The organism is Thermosporothrix hazakensis (genome assembly GCF_003253565.1).
Lineage (GTDB): Bacteria > Chloroflexota > Ktedonobacteria > Ktedonobacterales > Ktedonobacteraceae > Thermosporothrix > Thermosporothrix hazakensis.
In genome coordinates, this window is the sequence record NZ_QKUF01000003.1 from 18,867 (window position 1) to 34,228 (window position 15,362).

Below are 15,362 nucleotides of genomic sequence, written 5' to 3' on the forward strand. Positions count from 1 at the left end.
TTATGTAGGGTCAGGGTGAACTGTGGAATGAACAATGTGACCCCTACAGATGCACAGGGCATCTGCGCGGGGCCACGTGCGTCTGATCCGACGGTTTCTGAACCGGTAGCTAGTATGTCAAAGGTTCTGGGTTTAGTATTCGGGCATGCCTGCGGCAGCCGCGGGCTTCTCTTTTTCTGGAATATCAGTAACCAGCGCCTCGGTGGTCAGGATCATCGCGGCGATGCTGGTTGCGTTCTGTAGAGCAGAGCGAGTCACCTTGGCCGGGTCGATGATACCAGCTTCGACCATATCCACATAGGTATCATGGAGGACATTATAGCCGAAGCGCTCATTGGAGTGCTCGCGCTGGTAACGATGGACACCTTCAACAATGACCGAGCCGTCTTTACCGCCATTCACAGCAAGCTGACGCAGAGGCTCTTCAAGGGCGCGACGCAGAATGTTCACGCCGGTTGCAGCATCACCCTCAAGCTGTAACGTATCCAGCGCCCGAATTGCGTTCAACAGGGCGACTCCGCCTCCGGGGACCAGACCTTCTTCAACAGCAGCGCGGGTCGCGGACAGGGCATCCTCAACGCGCGTCTTGCGGTATTTCAGCTCAACCTCGGAGCCTGCGCCAACCTTGATAATGGCAACACCACCGGCCAGCTTTGCCAGACGCTCCTGTAGCTTCTCGCGGTCATAGTCGCTGGTGGTCGCCTCGATCTGGGCCTTGATCTGGCGCACGCGGGCCTGAATGTCTTCTGTCTTGCCGTGGCCCTCGACAATGGTCGTCTCCTCTTTGTGGGCAACGACGCGGCGAGCCTGCCCGAGATCGTTGATGGTGGCGCTGTCGAGGCGGCGGCCCATGTCCTCGCTGATGACGGTTCCGCCAGTCAACACTGCGATATCCTGAAGCATGTCCTTGCGGCGATCACCGAAGCCGGGCGCCTTGACGGCCAGCACGTTGAGAATACCGCGCAGTTTGTTGACAACCAGGGTTGCCAGAGCTTCACCGTCGACATCTTCCGCAATGATGACGATATCGCGTCTGCCACTCTGCGTCAGTTGTTCCAGCAGGGGCAGGATATCCTGAATGGCGCTGATTTTCTTGTCGGTAATCAGGATGGCGGGATTCTCAATCACGGCCTCCATCTTCTCCGTGTTGGTGACGAAGTAGGGAGAGATGTAGCCACGATCAATCTGCATGCCTTCTACGTACTCGGTCTCGAAGTGGGTACTGCGAGACTCTTCGACAGTAATCACGCCATCTTTGCCGACTTTATCCATGACCTCGGCGATCAGCTCACCGATTTGCTCATCAGCGGCGGAGATAGAGGCGATCTGCGCGATCTCTTTCTTGCTCTCGACAGGGATCGCCATCTTATGAATGTACTCTACAACGGCTTCGGTGCCCCTGTCGATACCATATTTGAGCTGCATGGGGTTGGCACCGGCTGCCAGATTCTTCAGACCCTCGGTGACGATAGCCTGCGCCAGTACGGTTGCGGTGGTGGTGCCGTCTCCGGCGACATCGTTGGTACGGGTGGCAGCTTCTTTGAGCAACTGGGCACCCATGTTCTCAAACGGCTCTTCAAGCTGAATCTCTTTTGCGACAGTGACACCATCATGCGTAACGGAGGGAGCGCCGAATTTCTTATCCAGAGCAACATTACGGCCTTTCGGGCCAAGCGTCACCTTAACTGCTTCGGCCAGGATGTCGATGCCCTTTTTCAGTGATCGACGGGCTTCATCGTTGAAGACGAGTTGCTTCGCCATAAATAGTTATTCCTCCTGAACACGACGTTCTAAACAGAGCATTGCGCTTGTCAGTATGACGACGTGCTAAACACAAACAACTTCTACCTTATCCCAGAACTGCCAGGATATCGCTCTCCCTCATTACAAGGTACTCTTCGTTCTCGATCTTGACTTCTGTTCCACTATATTTCGCGAACAGTACCTGATCCCCTTCCTTGACTTCCATCGTAACGCGAGTCCCATTCTCCAGCAGTTTCCCGCTGCCCACTGCAACGACTGTACCCTGCTGGGGTTTCTCTTTCGCGGTATCAGGAAGAACGATACCACTGCGGGTGACTTCTTCTTTGGCCGCAGGTTTCACTAAGACGCGATCACCTACAGGACGAATAGTAGGCATGAATTCCTCCTTTTGCTTCAATCGATGTTGAAGCGTGCCTCAATTTTCTTCTCTATCTTCATTGTAAAGGAGAAGGTGAGGAGGCAACCGGTTTAGTTATGGATCTGGTGAATACTTTCAGCGTTCCTGATCGACAGACGGCATCACTTCGAGGATGCCTGCTGTTCCGCAATACTATATAGCATATGGAATATTAGAAAGCCGTAAGAGAAATATTAGAATAATGTTGGAATTTCTTCTCCCGGGAAATACTCCGCTTCAAGCTCCCTGACTATAGTCCTGTGCTCACTGAGAATTTCTAGCCAGGAAGCATGACCGGGCCCCAAAGATTTGTTATGCTTACCGGGGGCTCGTTGACGCAGATAAATACTGTGATGTTTCCGCCTCCACCATGACGTATTTTGCTGGTATGTAGAACGTAAAGAAACATATTGAACTGATAACACGTGTACAGATCAAACAGGGGAGTCTTTTTGTATGTCTGGTGTACGTGAGAATATAGCCGCTAAGGGTGTACTGGCGTATAATAGCGAGACAAATCGGCTGGAGCTGGATGGATATGAGTTGCAGCGGGGCGAATCTATCGAGATTCATGTTTTGGGATCCTGGATCCCGGGACAAATCGCTCTGGATTCGGGCGGCTGGTATCTATTTACGCTTGACCATGTGGGGATTCGGTTGCATAGTGGCTTGCCTGCACGCTTTTGTGACTCGCGGCGCTCGCTGGTAACAAAGAATGATAGCCTCCAACCCTCCTTTACTCCGCCTCCCTATGTGCTGATAGTCGATGATGACCCGGGCCTGCTGGATGCTTTGCCGCGCACCGTCTCTCTGCGTATTCCGGGCATTCGTATCGATATTGCCTCATCCTCGACCGAGGCTTTACGCCTGATACATGATAATCGTTACGATGCGATCATCAGTGATATCAAGATGCCGGGGATGGATGGCTTCGAGCTGCTGGAGCAGGCACGTAAGGTACGACCTGAGGTCCCTGTGCTGCTGATTACCGGTCATGGTGAGCATGATCTGGCGATTCGAGCGCTACGCGGTGGTGCATATGATTATATCCCCAAGCCCGTTGATCGTGATACGCTGATCGCGGCATTGTTGCGAGCAATTCAGGCATGTCAGTTACGGCGGCGGGTGGAAGAGCAACAGTTAGCGCTGGAAATCCATGCTCGCTCGCTTGAGTTGCAGGTACAACAGCGAACCCATGAGCTGTTTGAAGCCAATGCTACCAAAGATAAGGTTATCAGTCTGGTCAGCAGTGATTTGAAGGTGCCGCTTGCACGCTTAAAAGAGATGACCCAATTGATTCGACGCAAGCTCAGCAATGCGGACGTCGCCGAACTGGTCAGCCGGGGGTTTGCAGATATTGAGAGTCATCTTGAGCGGACCGAGGAGCTGGTCCAGGAGCTTCTGAACACATCTCGCATTGATGCAGGAAAGTTTATCGTTCACCGAGTACGTCAGAATCTGGTTGAGCTTTGTCGTACCTTCCTTGAGGAGTTCTGCACTGAGCAAAATGCATGTGTGACCTGTCAGTTTCTGGGTATGGAACTGGAAGCGGATGTAGATGCCGATCGCATCGCGCAGGTGTTACGCACGCTGCTCTCGAATGCATGTAAGCATGCCTCGAAGGAAGCTCCCATTACGATCACACTTCAGCAGTCGGGAGACGAGGCGATTATCAGCATCCGGAATGTGAGGAACGTGGAGGGGCCTGGCTCAGGGCTCTATGTTGCCCGGAAGATCATCGAGCGCCATGAAGGGCATCTGGAGATTCAGAGCTTTCCCCATGATCGCTGTGCCTTCTTCCTGATCCTGCCTTTACCTGCTGACGTACCGATGGCGCAACAGCAAGCTTCCCCGATGTTGCCGCGCACGCTTGCGGTCTGGACACTATCCGAACAGCTTCATGAGGAGGCATCTGGAACAAAACCTTCTCAACCGCCTGTATAACACGTCCCTCCTGGAAACAATTCATCTTTGTCTGTAGAAAGCCTCCGGCTGTGAGGAGGTTGAATATATCTGTCTTTTTTTTCCTTTCTTTCCTCACTTCCTGCCCCTCTTCTGAATTGCATCGGTGTATTTATGTCTATTAAAATTGCAATGCCCTGCTATTGCTTTGTGATGTTCTTTCTTTGCAAAGAAAGTAGATCAGTTCATTGCATTTTCTATCAATTTATGCTACAAAGTAGGGTATTATTATATGCATGGCGGTAAGGCATCTGCTTTACGCCCTGGACGGTTTGTTTCCGTTGAAATTGTGGAGGTTCTCCTATGGACGATGCCGTCTCTCGAAGCGAACGTCCTGTCACAGCCGCTACACAGGACTGGCAAGCGATCGAGCAGGACAATGATTTTCGTGCACTGGTCCGGACAAAACGCAATTTTATTCTCCCCGCAACCGTTTTCTTCCTGGTCTATTACTTCGCTTTTTTGATTATTGTTGGCTACGTTCCTGAATTCGCGAATGCGTCAGTACTGGGCAATATTAATGTTGCCTATCTGTTTGCCCTCTCGCAGTTTATTGTGACCTGGCTCTTAATGGGACTCTACGTCTGGCGTGCCGGGAAATTCGATGCGATGGCGCAGCGTATTCTTGAGAAAGTACGTGGAGGGCAGGCATGACAAAAGAGATGCAGACCCTGCTGATGTTTGGGGTCATTGTTGTGATCACACTGGTTGTCACGTACTGGGCCTCTCGCCGTATGCGTACGACCACCGACTTCTATGCAGCCGGGCGGCGCATTGGTGGGCTGCAAAATGGTTTGGCCGTTGCTGGTGACTATATGTCCGCCGCGTCGTTTCTAGGAATCGCCGGGTTGATTGCTTTCTTCGGATATGACGGCTTTATGTACTCGGTAGGCTTCCTGGTTGCCTACCTGACCGTGCTGTTTCTGGTCGCGGAGCCGCTGCGCAACACTGGAAAGTTTACGATGGCCGATGTGCTTTCCTTCCGTCTACGTCAGCGCTCAGTGCGCACTGTGGCGGCGCTCTCAACGCTTGCGGTTACGTTGATCTATATGATCGCGCAGATGGTAGGAGCGGGTTCACTGGTTAATATTCTGGTGCCGACGCTTGACTATAACCTTGCCATTATCATCGTTGGCGTCCTGATGATCTGTTATGTGGTCTTCGGCGGTATGCTTGCGACGACATGGGTGCAGATTATCAAGGCCGTGTTGCTGATGGGAGGAACGTTCCTGCTCTCATTACTGGTGTTGTCGCATTATAACTTCTCTATTTCGGCCTTTTTTGATGCGATCAACCATGTGACGGGTCAGTATTGTACCGCTGGTGGTGTATTGAAGAATGGTCAATGCACGGTGGGCGTGCCTGTGACCAAAACGTTCTTGCAGCCGGGACTGAAATATCACGGCACCTTTGGCCAACTTGACCTGATCTCTCTGGGTCTGGCGCTGGTGCTTGGCACTGCGGGCCTGCCTCACATACTGATGCGCTTCTATACTGTGCCCAATGCACGCACGGCTCGCTCGTCTGTGGTCTGGGCAACTGTCTTAATCGGCATTTTCTACATCTTAACGACATTTCTGGGATTTGGTGCGGCCCTGCTGGTGGGAAAGGAGCACATCAAAAATCAGAACCTTGCGGCACCGTTGCTGGCTGAAAGCGTTGGTGGACCGATTTTCCTGGCCTTTATTGCGGCAGTTGCGTTCGCGACGATTCTGGCCGTGGTGGCCGGTCTGACCATTGCGGGCTCTTCGGCTTTTGCACATGATATCTGGGTCAACGTGATTAAGGGTGGCAAAGAGAACGAGCGCGAACAGGTGCTTGTCGCGAAGGTCACGGCGGTGGTGATCGGTTTGGTCTCCATCGGGCTGGCGCTGCTCTTGCGCAATAGCAATGTCGCTTTCCTGGTAGGGCTGGCGTTTGCGGTTGCCGCAAGTGCGAATGTGCCGGCGATTGTGCTCACCCTGTTCTGGCGGCGCTTTAATACTGCCGGGATGATAGCCGGGATGCTGGCTGGACTGATTTCCTCTATCCTGCTGATCGTGGTCAGTCCGGCAATTATGGGGATTGATCCTCCTGGTACGCCTGCCAGTGCTGCGCACCTGATTCAGGCTCCGGCCCTGTTCCCGCTGGAAAATCCCGGCCTGATCTCGATCCCGCTTGGTTTCCTTGTCGCTATTGTTGTTTCTCTACTGACACGTGACGAAGCGGCTCGGGAGGCCTTTAGCGAGACGAATGTGCGAGCAAATCTTGGCATTAATGCTGAGGAGTAGAGCGCCAGAGGCTCTTCTATGTACCGGCCTGTCCTACCCGGCAGGTCGGTTTTGCTCTTTTTCCTATAGAAATATGCTCGTTTGCTCGGTAGAATGTGATACTATTATCAGTAGCGCTCCTGTTTTTGCGATTTTAATCCTTGACAGATAACCTTTTATCTTGTGAGAGCGGTAGAAAGGAGTTACCACATTCTATGGTTTCTTCCCACACAGAAGTAACGAGCGATCAGTATAAGCCTCGCAAAGAAGATCGGTTTAGTTTTGGCCTCTGGACAGTAGGGAATCGCGGGCGTGATCCCTTTGGTGATTTTGTGCGTCCCGAGCTTGCCCCGGTGAAAACAGTACAGAAGCTTGCCGAATTGGGAGCCTGGGGGGTCAGCTTCCATGACAACGACCTTGTTCCATTTGGAGCATCTGCACAGGAGCGTGACCGCATTGTCCGTGAGTTCAAGAAAGCACTCGCAGACAATGATATGGTGGTGCCGATGGCGACCACAAACCTCTTTTTCCATCCGATATTTAAGGACGGGGCCTTTACTGCGGTTGATCCTGCCGTGCGGGCCTTTGCTTTGCAGAAGACAATGGCGGCGATCGATCTCGGTGCTGAAGTTGGCGCGAAAACCTATGTCTTCTGGGGCGGGCGCGAGGGCGTCGATGCGGAGGCCTCAAAAGATCCGGTGGAGTCGGTTAAGCGGATGCGTGAGGCGCTTAATTTCCTGATCCAGTATGTGAAGGATCAGGGCTATGAGATGCGCTTTGCTCTTGAACCCAAGCCCAATGAGCCGCGTTCGGATACTTATTTGCCAACCATCGGACATATGCTGGCCTTTATCAACACGCTGGATGATCCCTCTATGGTTGGCGTGAATCCGGAAGTGGCTCATGAACATATGGCTGGCTTGAACTTTGTGCATGGCGTCGCTCAGGCACTGGACGCGGGCAAATTGTTCCATATTGACCTGAACGATCAGAAGGGCCCGCGCTATGATCAGGATTTCCGCTTTGGTAGTGAAAATATCAAGAGTATGTTCTTCCTGGTCAAGCTGCTTGAGGAGAAGGGCTACACGGGCGCACGCCACTTTGATGCGCACGCCTATCGCACCGAGGACGAGCAGGGAGTCTGGGATTTCGCGCTCGGTTGTATGCGAACGTACAATATGTTAAAAGAGAAGGTGCGCCGTTTTAACGCTGATCCTGAGATCAAGGCCCTGCTACAGCAGTTGCATGGTGGCGATCAGACATATGGTGGCCTGTTAGGGGAATACAGCAAAGAGAAAGCGCAGAAACTGAAGGGGACTCAGTTCGATGTTGATGTGCTGGCAAATCGCGGGTATCAGTATGAGAAGCTCGATCAACTCACGATTGAAATTCTTCTGGGTACTCGCTAGCAGGTAGGCGCTTCCTGACAGTATTGTATTTTCCTGCGAGAAGGCGTCCAAGAGCGAGGCTGGACGTCTTCTTTCTCTCATCATCGGTCGAGATATTGCATAATAAACAGCAAAATGAGATGATACAGCATAGAAGCAGGCGTCTTTGTCAGGGAGGTATCTTTTGTTATGGTAGTGCCATCAGATGAGCAGATAAGACGGGAGGAACAGGCCGCCGATATGCCTTCAACCCCTACATATTCAATTGTTGCCCCTGTTTTTGATGAGGAGGAGACGTTACCCCATTTTTATCAGACAGTGGTGAACGTGATGGAGGAGGTTGGAGAGCCGTTTGAGCTGGTGCTGATAAATGATGGAAGCCGTGACGGGTCGTATGAGATTATGCGTCAGCTCCATGCGCGTGATGGGCGGGTTCGGGTGATTAACTTCTCCCGCAACTTCGGACACCAGATCGCGATCTCTGCCGGGCTGGATTATGCCCGAGGCAAAGCTGTGGTAATTATCGACTCGGATTTGCAGGATCCGCCTGAAGTTATCCCTGAACTGATCGAGCGCTGGAAGGAAGGAGCTCAGGTCGTCTATGCGCAGCGAAGCCATAGACGCGGTGAGACGTTTTTTAAGCTCTGGACGGCGGCGCTCTTTTACCGTTTGATTGAACGCATTACCTCTGTTCGGATTCCTCGTGATACCGGTGATTTTCGCTTGCTTGATCGGCATGTCGTTGATGTCCTGGTCCAGATGCGGGAACAGCATCGCTTTATGCGTGGGCTTTCTGTCTGGGTTGGATTTCGTCAGGTCATGGTGCCCTATGAGCGGCATGAGCGCTTTGCTGGAACTACCAAGTATCCTCTGCGCAAGATGGTTAAGTTCTCGCTTGACGCGATTACCAGTTTCAGTCATTTGCCTTTGAAGCTGGCGACCACTTTTGGCTTTATTCTGGCAATTATCAGTCTGCTTGGTATTCTGGTGGCGGCTGCTATTCGCCTGTTTACCGGGCAGATTGTGGGTCAGGCGTCAACTCTGATCCTGGTCCTCTTTATGGGGGGCATTCAGCTCATCTTCCTGGGCATTATTGGTGAGTATCTCGGGCGTATTTATGATGAGGTTCGCAGGCGTCCGCTCTATATTGTGAGCGAGGTACTTGATTCAGAAGAAGGGAAGAAATAAGGATGTGGGAGAGCCAGTAGAACAGCTCTCCCAATTGTTTACCTTTCCTCACGGTTGATTGCTCCAATGGCCTTACTGACATCGGAAGGCTTATTGTAGTTTTGCTCAGGAAGCCGTTCCAGCACATCGCAAACATTCTCATCTGCCTTGTTCTTTTTGGCGCAATCAACGAGATCCTTTTTACTGGCCGGATAATTGACCCCTTTCAGAAATTTCTCGGCCTGAATCGGGTTTATCTTTGCCATATCGGTTTCTCCTTTTCTGCTCTTCAACAACTGACACGGTTCTCCTTTTTCCTGTCACGATCCCGTGTAGAAGAGCGTAACAGGGAGAACTCATGCAGTTGGTAGAGAGATGCCAAAGTGCTGAAGTAGCGCCTGATGATAGGCATTTCGATCTGCTATCGAGTATTCGATCCGCTCTGTTCCTCTGGTGACAATGAGGCGGTCGTCACGCAGCGTAATGCGCCCATCAGGCGTGACACGAGAACAGACAGCTCGCTGAGTGAAGTGAGATTGTGGGGAGGTCTGTTGATACTGACACATCTCGTTAAACGCTTCCAGCGGCTGTGGTTCTAACGTGAAGCGATGTTCAATGTTCCAGTCCTTGCCGAGCGGACGCCGATACAGCACATAGTATGGCGTTTCTCCCTGCTCGATACGATAGCTGCCGTTTGCCTGTTCCTGTTCCTCGTCGAGGACAAAGCGAAGCGGCTCAAGGAAGCAGTCTCCAAAGCCAACATCAGCCAGCCAGTCTTCAGGGCTATCAACACAGCGAACTCGCAGCAGCATATGGTCAAAATCGGGGCCAAAGGAGCCCTCTCCATTGCTCACCCCGGCGGAAAGTCGATCTACTTCAAATCCAAGCGTACTTAATAACTGCGCGAACAGACCATTGAGCTCATAGCAGAAGCCGCCCCGTTGCTGCTGGACGATTTTCTGATACAGCGCCGTTTCATCCAGCACGATGGGCCTCTTGATGTGGATATCCAGATTTTCAAATGGAACTGTTTCCAGATGCTTCCGATGTAGTTCGCGGAGCACGGCAGTTGTGGGCTCAAGCGAGCCCGTATAGCCGATACGTTGACAGTATGCAGTGATATCAAGAGACATATATTGACTTTCCTTCCTGAATACAAAGAATTCTGCTCACACTATATCAGAGAAAAAATCCTGTTCCTACGGACAAAAGGACAGAGATGCATCTTTGTTTACGCCATCAATGTGAGTGCAGAATTATCAAAAATGATAGTAAAATAAGAGTATATGAAGCGAGGTAAAGGGATGTAAGAAGGGAAGATGCCATGAACGAGCCAGAATGCTATTGTCAGATCTGTGGAGCTGCCAATGCTGCAAATGTTGAAAGATGTTTTGCCTGCGCTCAATTGCTGCGAGGAGAGGCAGAGAGACTGCTACAGCAGCGCTATCGCTTGCTCGAACAGATCGGGAGTGGTGGGTTTGGGGCTGTGTATAAGGTTGCGGATACTCGTATGCATGGGACTATCCGTGCGCTCAAGCAGGTCAATTTACGAGGCCTGACCCCGGAGCAGGCAATTGAGGCCACAGATGCATTTCATCGAGAAGTGCAAATTCTTTCTCTGTTGCGGCATCCGCATGTACCCCGTCTCTATGACCACTTTTATGATGCCGAACACTGGTATCTTGTGCTTGAGTATATTCAAGGGGAGACGCTCGAACACTATCTCGAACGCAAGCGCCCCCTTCAGGCCTTTGCCCCATTCCTTCCGCTTCCCGAGATTCTGGATATAGCGCTTCAGGTTTGCGAAGTGCTGGAATACCTGCATGCGCGGCAACCGGCCATTGTGTATCGTGACCTCAAACCCTCGAATATCATGCTGACCCGAGATGGTCACCTCTATCTGATCGATTTCGGGATTGCCCGTCGGTATAGGCCTGGGCAGGAAAAAGATACCATCCCGTTTGGCTCTCCAGGCTATGCCGCGCCCGAACAATATGGCAAAGTCCAGACGACACCGGCTTCGGACATCTACAGTCTGGGGGCTCTGCTCCATTTTCTGCTTTCTGGCGATGACCCGGCGGAACATCCCTTTCAGTTTACCCCGTTGCGGCTGGAACAGATGCAGAGGCTGGCGTCTCTGGTGATGCAGATGGTTGAGCTTGAAGTGCAGCGTCGCCCTCAACAGATTGCCGATGTTCGGGCACAATTGCTCTATTGCAGTGACCATGCACTTTTCGCATTGCCTTCACAGCGGCGGGCCCTCCTGTCAGGGTCATTCTCATCGCCGATTGGATCGGGGAAGCAGGTGCAGCAACTTGTCTATCCATCGGCACTGGCAGCGAGCACACAGGCGAAAATAAAAGTGCTGTGCCGTCGGCTTATCATTCGGGGTGTGCTTGCTGGAACAGCAGTCGCCTTGCTGGCAAGCTCTCTGGGCTCATCCTGGTTTCAGCTACCGATAATTCCTCAGCAGAACGACGCTGGAAAAACGCTCTACCTCAACATGGCGCTCGCGCCCGGCGGAAGCTATCTTGCATATAGTACGGACATGGGCGAAGTGATACTGAAGGATTTCAGGAGCGAGTGGGAGCATGTGCTGTTTGCCGAGCGTTATTTTCTTCTTTCGGCGTTGAACTGGTCCGCAGATGGGAGGTCCCTTGCTTCAGCAAACACAGGTGGCTATGTCTCGATCTGGGAGGCGGCCACCGGTAGACAGCTTGCTTACTATCAGGCGCGTGTAGATGGAAGATCTGAGGAGATGCGGACACTGCTAGCCTGGGCTCCCGAGAATACCATGCTTGCGGCTGCCCATCTGCTGGATAAAAGCCTCAAGCTCTGTGTGTGGAATATCAAGCGGCAGGAGGTGACGGTGCTGCTTGAGGGGACAGAAGCAAGTGAGTTAGTGGCGCTTGATTGGTCCCCTGATAGCTCACAATTGGCGCTTGGCTATCGCAATGGTCTGGTGCGGCTGCTTGACGTTGCCAGCAAGACAATCGTTGCCTCCTGGCATACCATTAATGATCCAGCCTCTCAAAGTGTGTTACGAGCCATTCGCTGGTCTCCTGAGGGCAGATATCTGGCTGTGATGGGACCGGAGCAGGCATTAGCGCTCTGGAATGTTCATACAGGGGTGCGGAGTCTGGGGATTATGCCCGGTGTGATAGATGGTTCTCTGCTGTTGTGGTCTGCAAATGGGCGCTACCTTGCGGCGGTCTTTCTACCCGACTATCTGCTGCTCTGGGATACCGCTTCGGGGTTGACCTTCCAGACGCGACGGGTGCCGGGACTGCAAGCCATTGCCCTGGGCAAGGGGACGGATGAACTTCTGCTGATGTATAAGACATTGCAGCTTGAACGCTGGAAATATGTTTGAAGGTCAGGCAGGGAAAAGGGACCTCCTTTCCCTGCCGCTTTGCGGGTTATGCCTGAAGGAAACTATCGCCATGCTCTTCATAGAGGTGCTGCGCATTGACCGGCTCAAAATCGCCTTCCTCGGTGCGCGTGTACTCGGCGCGGATCTCGCCGCGAGAGATCGCCAGCAGGCCTGAGGCCAGACGGTCAACATCATCTTTGGTGTTGCTCAGGCTGAAGCTGGCACGTACCATGCCGGGAAGATCGACCGGAAGCCCGGCAATAAGGCGGTCTCGTGCTTCTGCTGCGTCCTCCTCGGAGATACCAAGCAGGTGAGCCACATAGAGATGAGCACAGAAGCAGCCGCTGCGTACGCCAACACCCCATTCGTTTGCCAGAATAGCCGCGACCTCTCCATAATGGCGCCCTTCCATGTTGAAGCAGATCACACCAAGTCTGTCTTCTGCCCCGCTCAAAAAATGCTCCCAGGAAGGGCCATAGAGCTTGAGCCCGGGAATCGCTTGCAGTCGCCGAATAGCGTATTCTGTTAGCTCACGCTCGTGTTCCGCGACGCGATCCATGCCATAACGCATGAGCTCTTCGAGTGCAGCCGCCATTGCGACCACACCAATGACGTTCGGAGACCCCGCCTCTTCCAGATCGGGGCCGGTTGCCCATTTGATGCCCGAGTTGGTGACAAGACAGGCGGTGCCGCCTCCAACAAGCATCGGTTCCCCATCAACAAAGAGTGTTGCTGGAACAACCAGCGCACCAGTGCCATAGGGCGCATAGAGCTTATGTCCTGAGAAGGCCACAATATCGATGGCATCGGCAGTGCCCGGAGTGCCCATATCCAGGGTGCGGTGGGGTGCAAGCTGTGCGGCATCGACGGCGATCAATGCGCCATGTGCGTGAGCAAGCCGCGCGGCGCGCCGAATATCGGTGATCAGGCCGCTGACATTGGATGCTGCGGTAATAGTGACAAGACGTACCTTGCCATTATGATGCTGAAGCCGCTGTTCCAGGGCCTCCATATCAAGACGCCCTTCCGCTGTGACATCAATGATCTCGTGGGCGCGACGGAACCAGGGAAGCAGGTTCGAGTGATGTTCCATACGAGTGCTCAGGACCAGCTCATCCGGTTCAAGCTGGATGCGATGGGCAAGCAGATTGATCGCTTCGGTTGTATTGCGCACAAATATTACGACATGTGTCGCAGGGGTAGCTCCAACAAAGCGCATCACTGCATCTCGAGCCTTTTCGTAAAGGTGAGTGGAGAGGCGGGATTTATAGCCAGAGCCGCGATGGACGCTGGAATACCAGGGAAGAAAATCATCTACCGCCTGCCGAACTTTGATCAGTGGTGAGGTGCTGGCAGCGCTATCGAGATTGACATAACGTACTCGTTCGCCGTTGTAAAGAGGAACTTCTGTCTTCACGCCTACCACGCGTGGTCGCTGTGCATTGGGTCGTTTGGTTTGCCGGGTATCCGCTGTCATTGTCATTGGTGCGTTTCCTTCCAAAATATACTTGTTCCTTCTTTTGGGGGGAGGGAATGCTTCCTTGTATCGAAGTATACTCTATCCAGTATTGAAATATCAAGTATCACTTCTATGTGAATTGCATAGGAAGTAGAGTTGATAGAGTTGATAATGTAAGTCAGCTTTTGCCTGTCCGTCCCTGCCTCTGATTCGAGAAAAGGTAGAGGCAGAAAAAAAGACACAGGAACAAGCGATTTTCCTGTGTCTTTTGCTCGTCTTTGCAAGTTGCAGGCTATGCCTGCTTGAGCGTCGCCTTTAAGCGGATATCGACGGCGGCCAGCGCTTTTGAAACCGGGCAGTTCTTCTTTGCATCTTCGGCGATTTCCTGGAATTTTGCCTCGTCGATGCCCGGGACAACAGCAACGGTTTCCAGCTCAATGGGGTTGATTGCGAAGCCCCCATCTTTTGGCGTGAAATGGACGTTGGCAGTCGTCTGGACGCTGGTTGGATTGTAGCCAGCCTTGCCCAGAGCCGCGTTCAAGGCCATTGAGTAGCAGCCTGCGTGCGCTGCCGCGATAAGCTCTTCGGGATTTGTGATGCTGGTATCATCACCCATGCGTGAACGGAAGGAATAGTCGCCCTCGAAGACACCGCTTCCGAGCTTCATATGTCCCTTTCCGTCTTGCAGGGAACCTTTCCATTCAGCGGTTGCTTTACGAATTGCCATAGTGCAAAATCTCCTTCACTATTAAGCTGATATATCAATAGGAGAGTTCAGGCATAACTACTGTATCTACTATATCACGTCATGAGTTGGAACAGCTATGGCATCCACCGAATGGGAGAGGCGCTAGTGCTGGGTGTCCTCCCGGAGCGCCAGCAGGCCTAGTGTATAGGTCAGGCCGTCTTCAAGCAATCCCGCAATGGGATCGGGAATGTGTGTCTTTTTCGCCAGAAATGAGCGAGCATGGGTTCCCGCATACGCGCCCAGACCTGCACCCAGCGCTCCTAATAGCGCCGAGGGCAGCCGCAACTGCCCGGTGCCTCGACCGAGACTGTATCCTCCGAGAGCACCAAATCCCAGTCGCGCGAGCAAGGGCAGCCCTTTTGTACGTGGGGGCAGGATAGGCAACTTATCACCGATGAGCTCGCCCGAGGCAAGTAAGGTTGTCAGGTTGCGGGTAAAACGAGAAGTAAGTAAGGTGATGAGCTGATTGTCCGATTGAATCTTCCGGGCTTTTGTCCATTCCAGAAGGACGGGACCCGCCATTGAACGAAGTCCGATAGCGAAGCCAAGCAACGCAGACCGTAGCAGTGTCTTTTGCGGCGTGAAATGTGCATATGAGGCCTGTTTCTTCATACTCTCCCCTTCCTGTTCTTGAGATCAGCTGCTGATTTTCTCCTGTCAGGGGCTAACACGTCGCTCAAGGTGTTGCTGTTTCTGTGATTCTAAAAATAGAAACTCGCTCTCCAATTGAGAAATACGTGCTGCATTTGTTGAAACGTATGTGCGTTAATCGGAAAAGACGAAAAGAGATAGACAGAAACATTGACAAAAAGGCCTCTCTGGTGTATTTAAACCATATTGGGTGTATGAGCTACA

The 15,362-nt window shown here is 52.5% G+C and carries 13 protein-coding genes; 6 read left to right on the forward strand and 7 right to left on the reverse strand.

Translation table 11 applies throughout. The annotated features are described in order from the left end of the window. Nucleotides 1-132: 132 nt before the first annotated feature. Nucleotides 133-1,761: a chaperonin GroEL gene (gene groL, locus EI42_RS06780; RefSeq protein ID WP_111320189.1), complete on the reverse strand. Its 1,629-nt coding sequence runs from the start codon at nt 1,759-1,761 to the stop codon at nt 133-135. Nucleotides 1,762-1,849: 88 nt separating this feature from the next. Next, nucleotides 1,850-2,140 (reverse strand): co-chaperone GroES, encoded by a 291-nt coding sequence (groES, locus tag EI42_RS06785; protein WP_111320191.1) that lies wholly within the window; start codon nt 2,138-2,140, stop codon nt 1,850-1,852. Between the two features lie 477 nt (nt 2,141-2,617). Here groES and EI42_RS06790 point away from each other — a divergent pair, with 477 nt between their 5' ends. The 5 genes from EI42_RS06790 to EI42_RS06810 all read left to right on the forward strand — a co-directional run bounded on the left by EI42_RS06790 (nt 2,618) and on the right by EI42_RS06810 (nt 8,948). After that, entirely contained in the window at nt 2,618-4,105 is a 1,488-nt protein-coding gene (locus EI42_RS06790) for a response regulator (protein ID WP_111320193.1), read from the forward strand. A 321-nt stretch (nt 4,106-4,426) separates the two neighbouring features. Beyond that, nucleotides 4,427-4,777 (forward strand): DUF485 domain-containing protein, encoded by a 351-nt coding sequence (locus tag EI42_RS06795; protein WP_111320195.1) that lies wholly within the window; start codon nt 4,427-4,429, stop codon nt 4,775-4,777. Then, nucleotides 4,774-6,393, forward strand: coding sequence for a solute symporter family protein (locus EI42_RS06800; protein ID WP_174843916.1), 1,620 nt, complete (start codon nt 4,774-4,776; stop codon nt 6,391-6,393). Before EI42_RS06795 ends, EI42_RS06800 begins: the two co-directional genes overlap by 4 nt. Before the next feature lie 194 nt (nt 6,394-6,587). Beyond that, on the forward strand, nt 6,588-7,781 hold the full coding sequence (gene xylA, locus EI42_RS06805) for a xylose isomerase (protein ID WP_111320197.1): 1,194 nt from the start codon (nt 6,588-6,590) through the stop codon (nt 7,779-7,781). Between the two features lie 219 nt (nt 7,782-8,000). Continuing rightward, entirely contained in the window at nt 8,001-8,948 is a 948-nt protein-coding gene (locus tag EI42_RS06810) for a glycosyltransferase (RefSeq protein ID WP_170142452.1), read from the forward strand. A 38-nt stretch (nt 8,949-8,986) separates the two neighbouring features. On the opposite strand, the gene EI42_RS06815 is transcribed toward EI42_RS06810, so the two are convergent. Together EI42_RS06815 and EI42_RS06820 are read right to left on the reverse strand one after the other, a co-directional pair. Continuing rightward, nucleotides 8,987-9,193: a DUF2795 domain-containing protein gene (locus tag EI42_RS06815; protein ID WP_111320201.1), complete on the reverse strand. Its 207-nt coding sequence runs from the start codon at nt 9,191-9,193 to the stop codon at nt 8,987-8,989. Nucleotides 9,194-9,283: 90 nt separating this feature from the next. Beyond that, nucleotides 9,284-10,060 carry an arylamine N-acetyltransferase family protein gene (locus tag EI42_RS06820; protein ID WP_111320203.1) on the reverse strand — a complete coding sequence of 259 codons (777 nt, stop codon included), beginning with the start codon at nt 10,058-10,060 and terminating at the stop codon, nt 9,284-9,286. Nucleotides 10,061-10,251: 191 nt separating this feature from the next. On the opposite strand from EI42_RS06820, the gene EI42_RS06825 reads away from it, so the two are divergent. Next, nucleotides 10,252-12,300, forward strand: a complete 2,049-nt coding sequence (locus EI42_RS06825) for a WD40 repeat domain-containing serine/threonine protein kinase (protein ID WP_111320205.1) — start codon at nt 10,252-10,254, stop codon at nt 12,298-12,300. Nucleotides 12,301-12,346: 46 nt separating this feature from the next. Here the strand turns inward: EI42_RS06825 and EI42_RS06830 are convergent, their stop codons facing one another. From EI42_RS06830 to EI42_RS06845, 3 genes are all read right to left on the reverse strand, one after another. Beyond that, entirely contained in the window at nt 12,347-13,783 is a 1,437-nt protein-coding gene (locus EI42_RS06830; protein ID WP_111320207.1) for an aminotransferase class V-fold PLP-dependent enzyme, read from the reverse strand. Nucleotides 13,784-14,051: 268 nt separating this feature from the next. After that, on the reverse strand, nt 14,052-14,486 hold the full coding sequence (locus tag EI42_RS06840) for an OsmC family protein (RefSeq protein WP_111320211.1): 435 nt from the start codon (nt 14,484-14,486) through the stop codon (nt 14,052-14,054). A 123-nt stretch (nt 14,487-14,609) separates the two neighbouring features. Continuing rightward, entirely contained in the window at nt 14,610-15,119 is a 510-nt protein-coding gene (locus EI42_RS06845; protein WP_111320213.1) for a hypothetical protein, read from the reverse strand. Between the last annotated feature and the right edge of the window lie 243 nt (nt 15,120-15,362).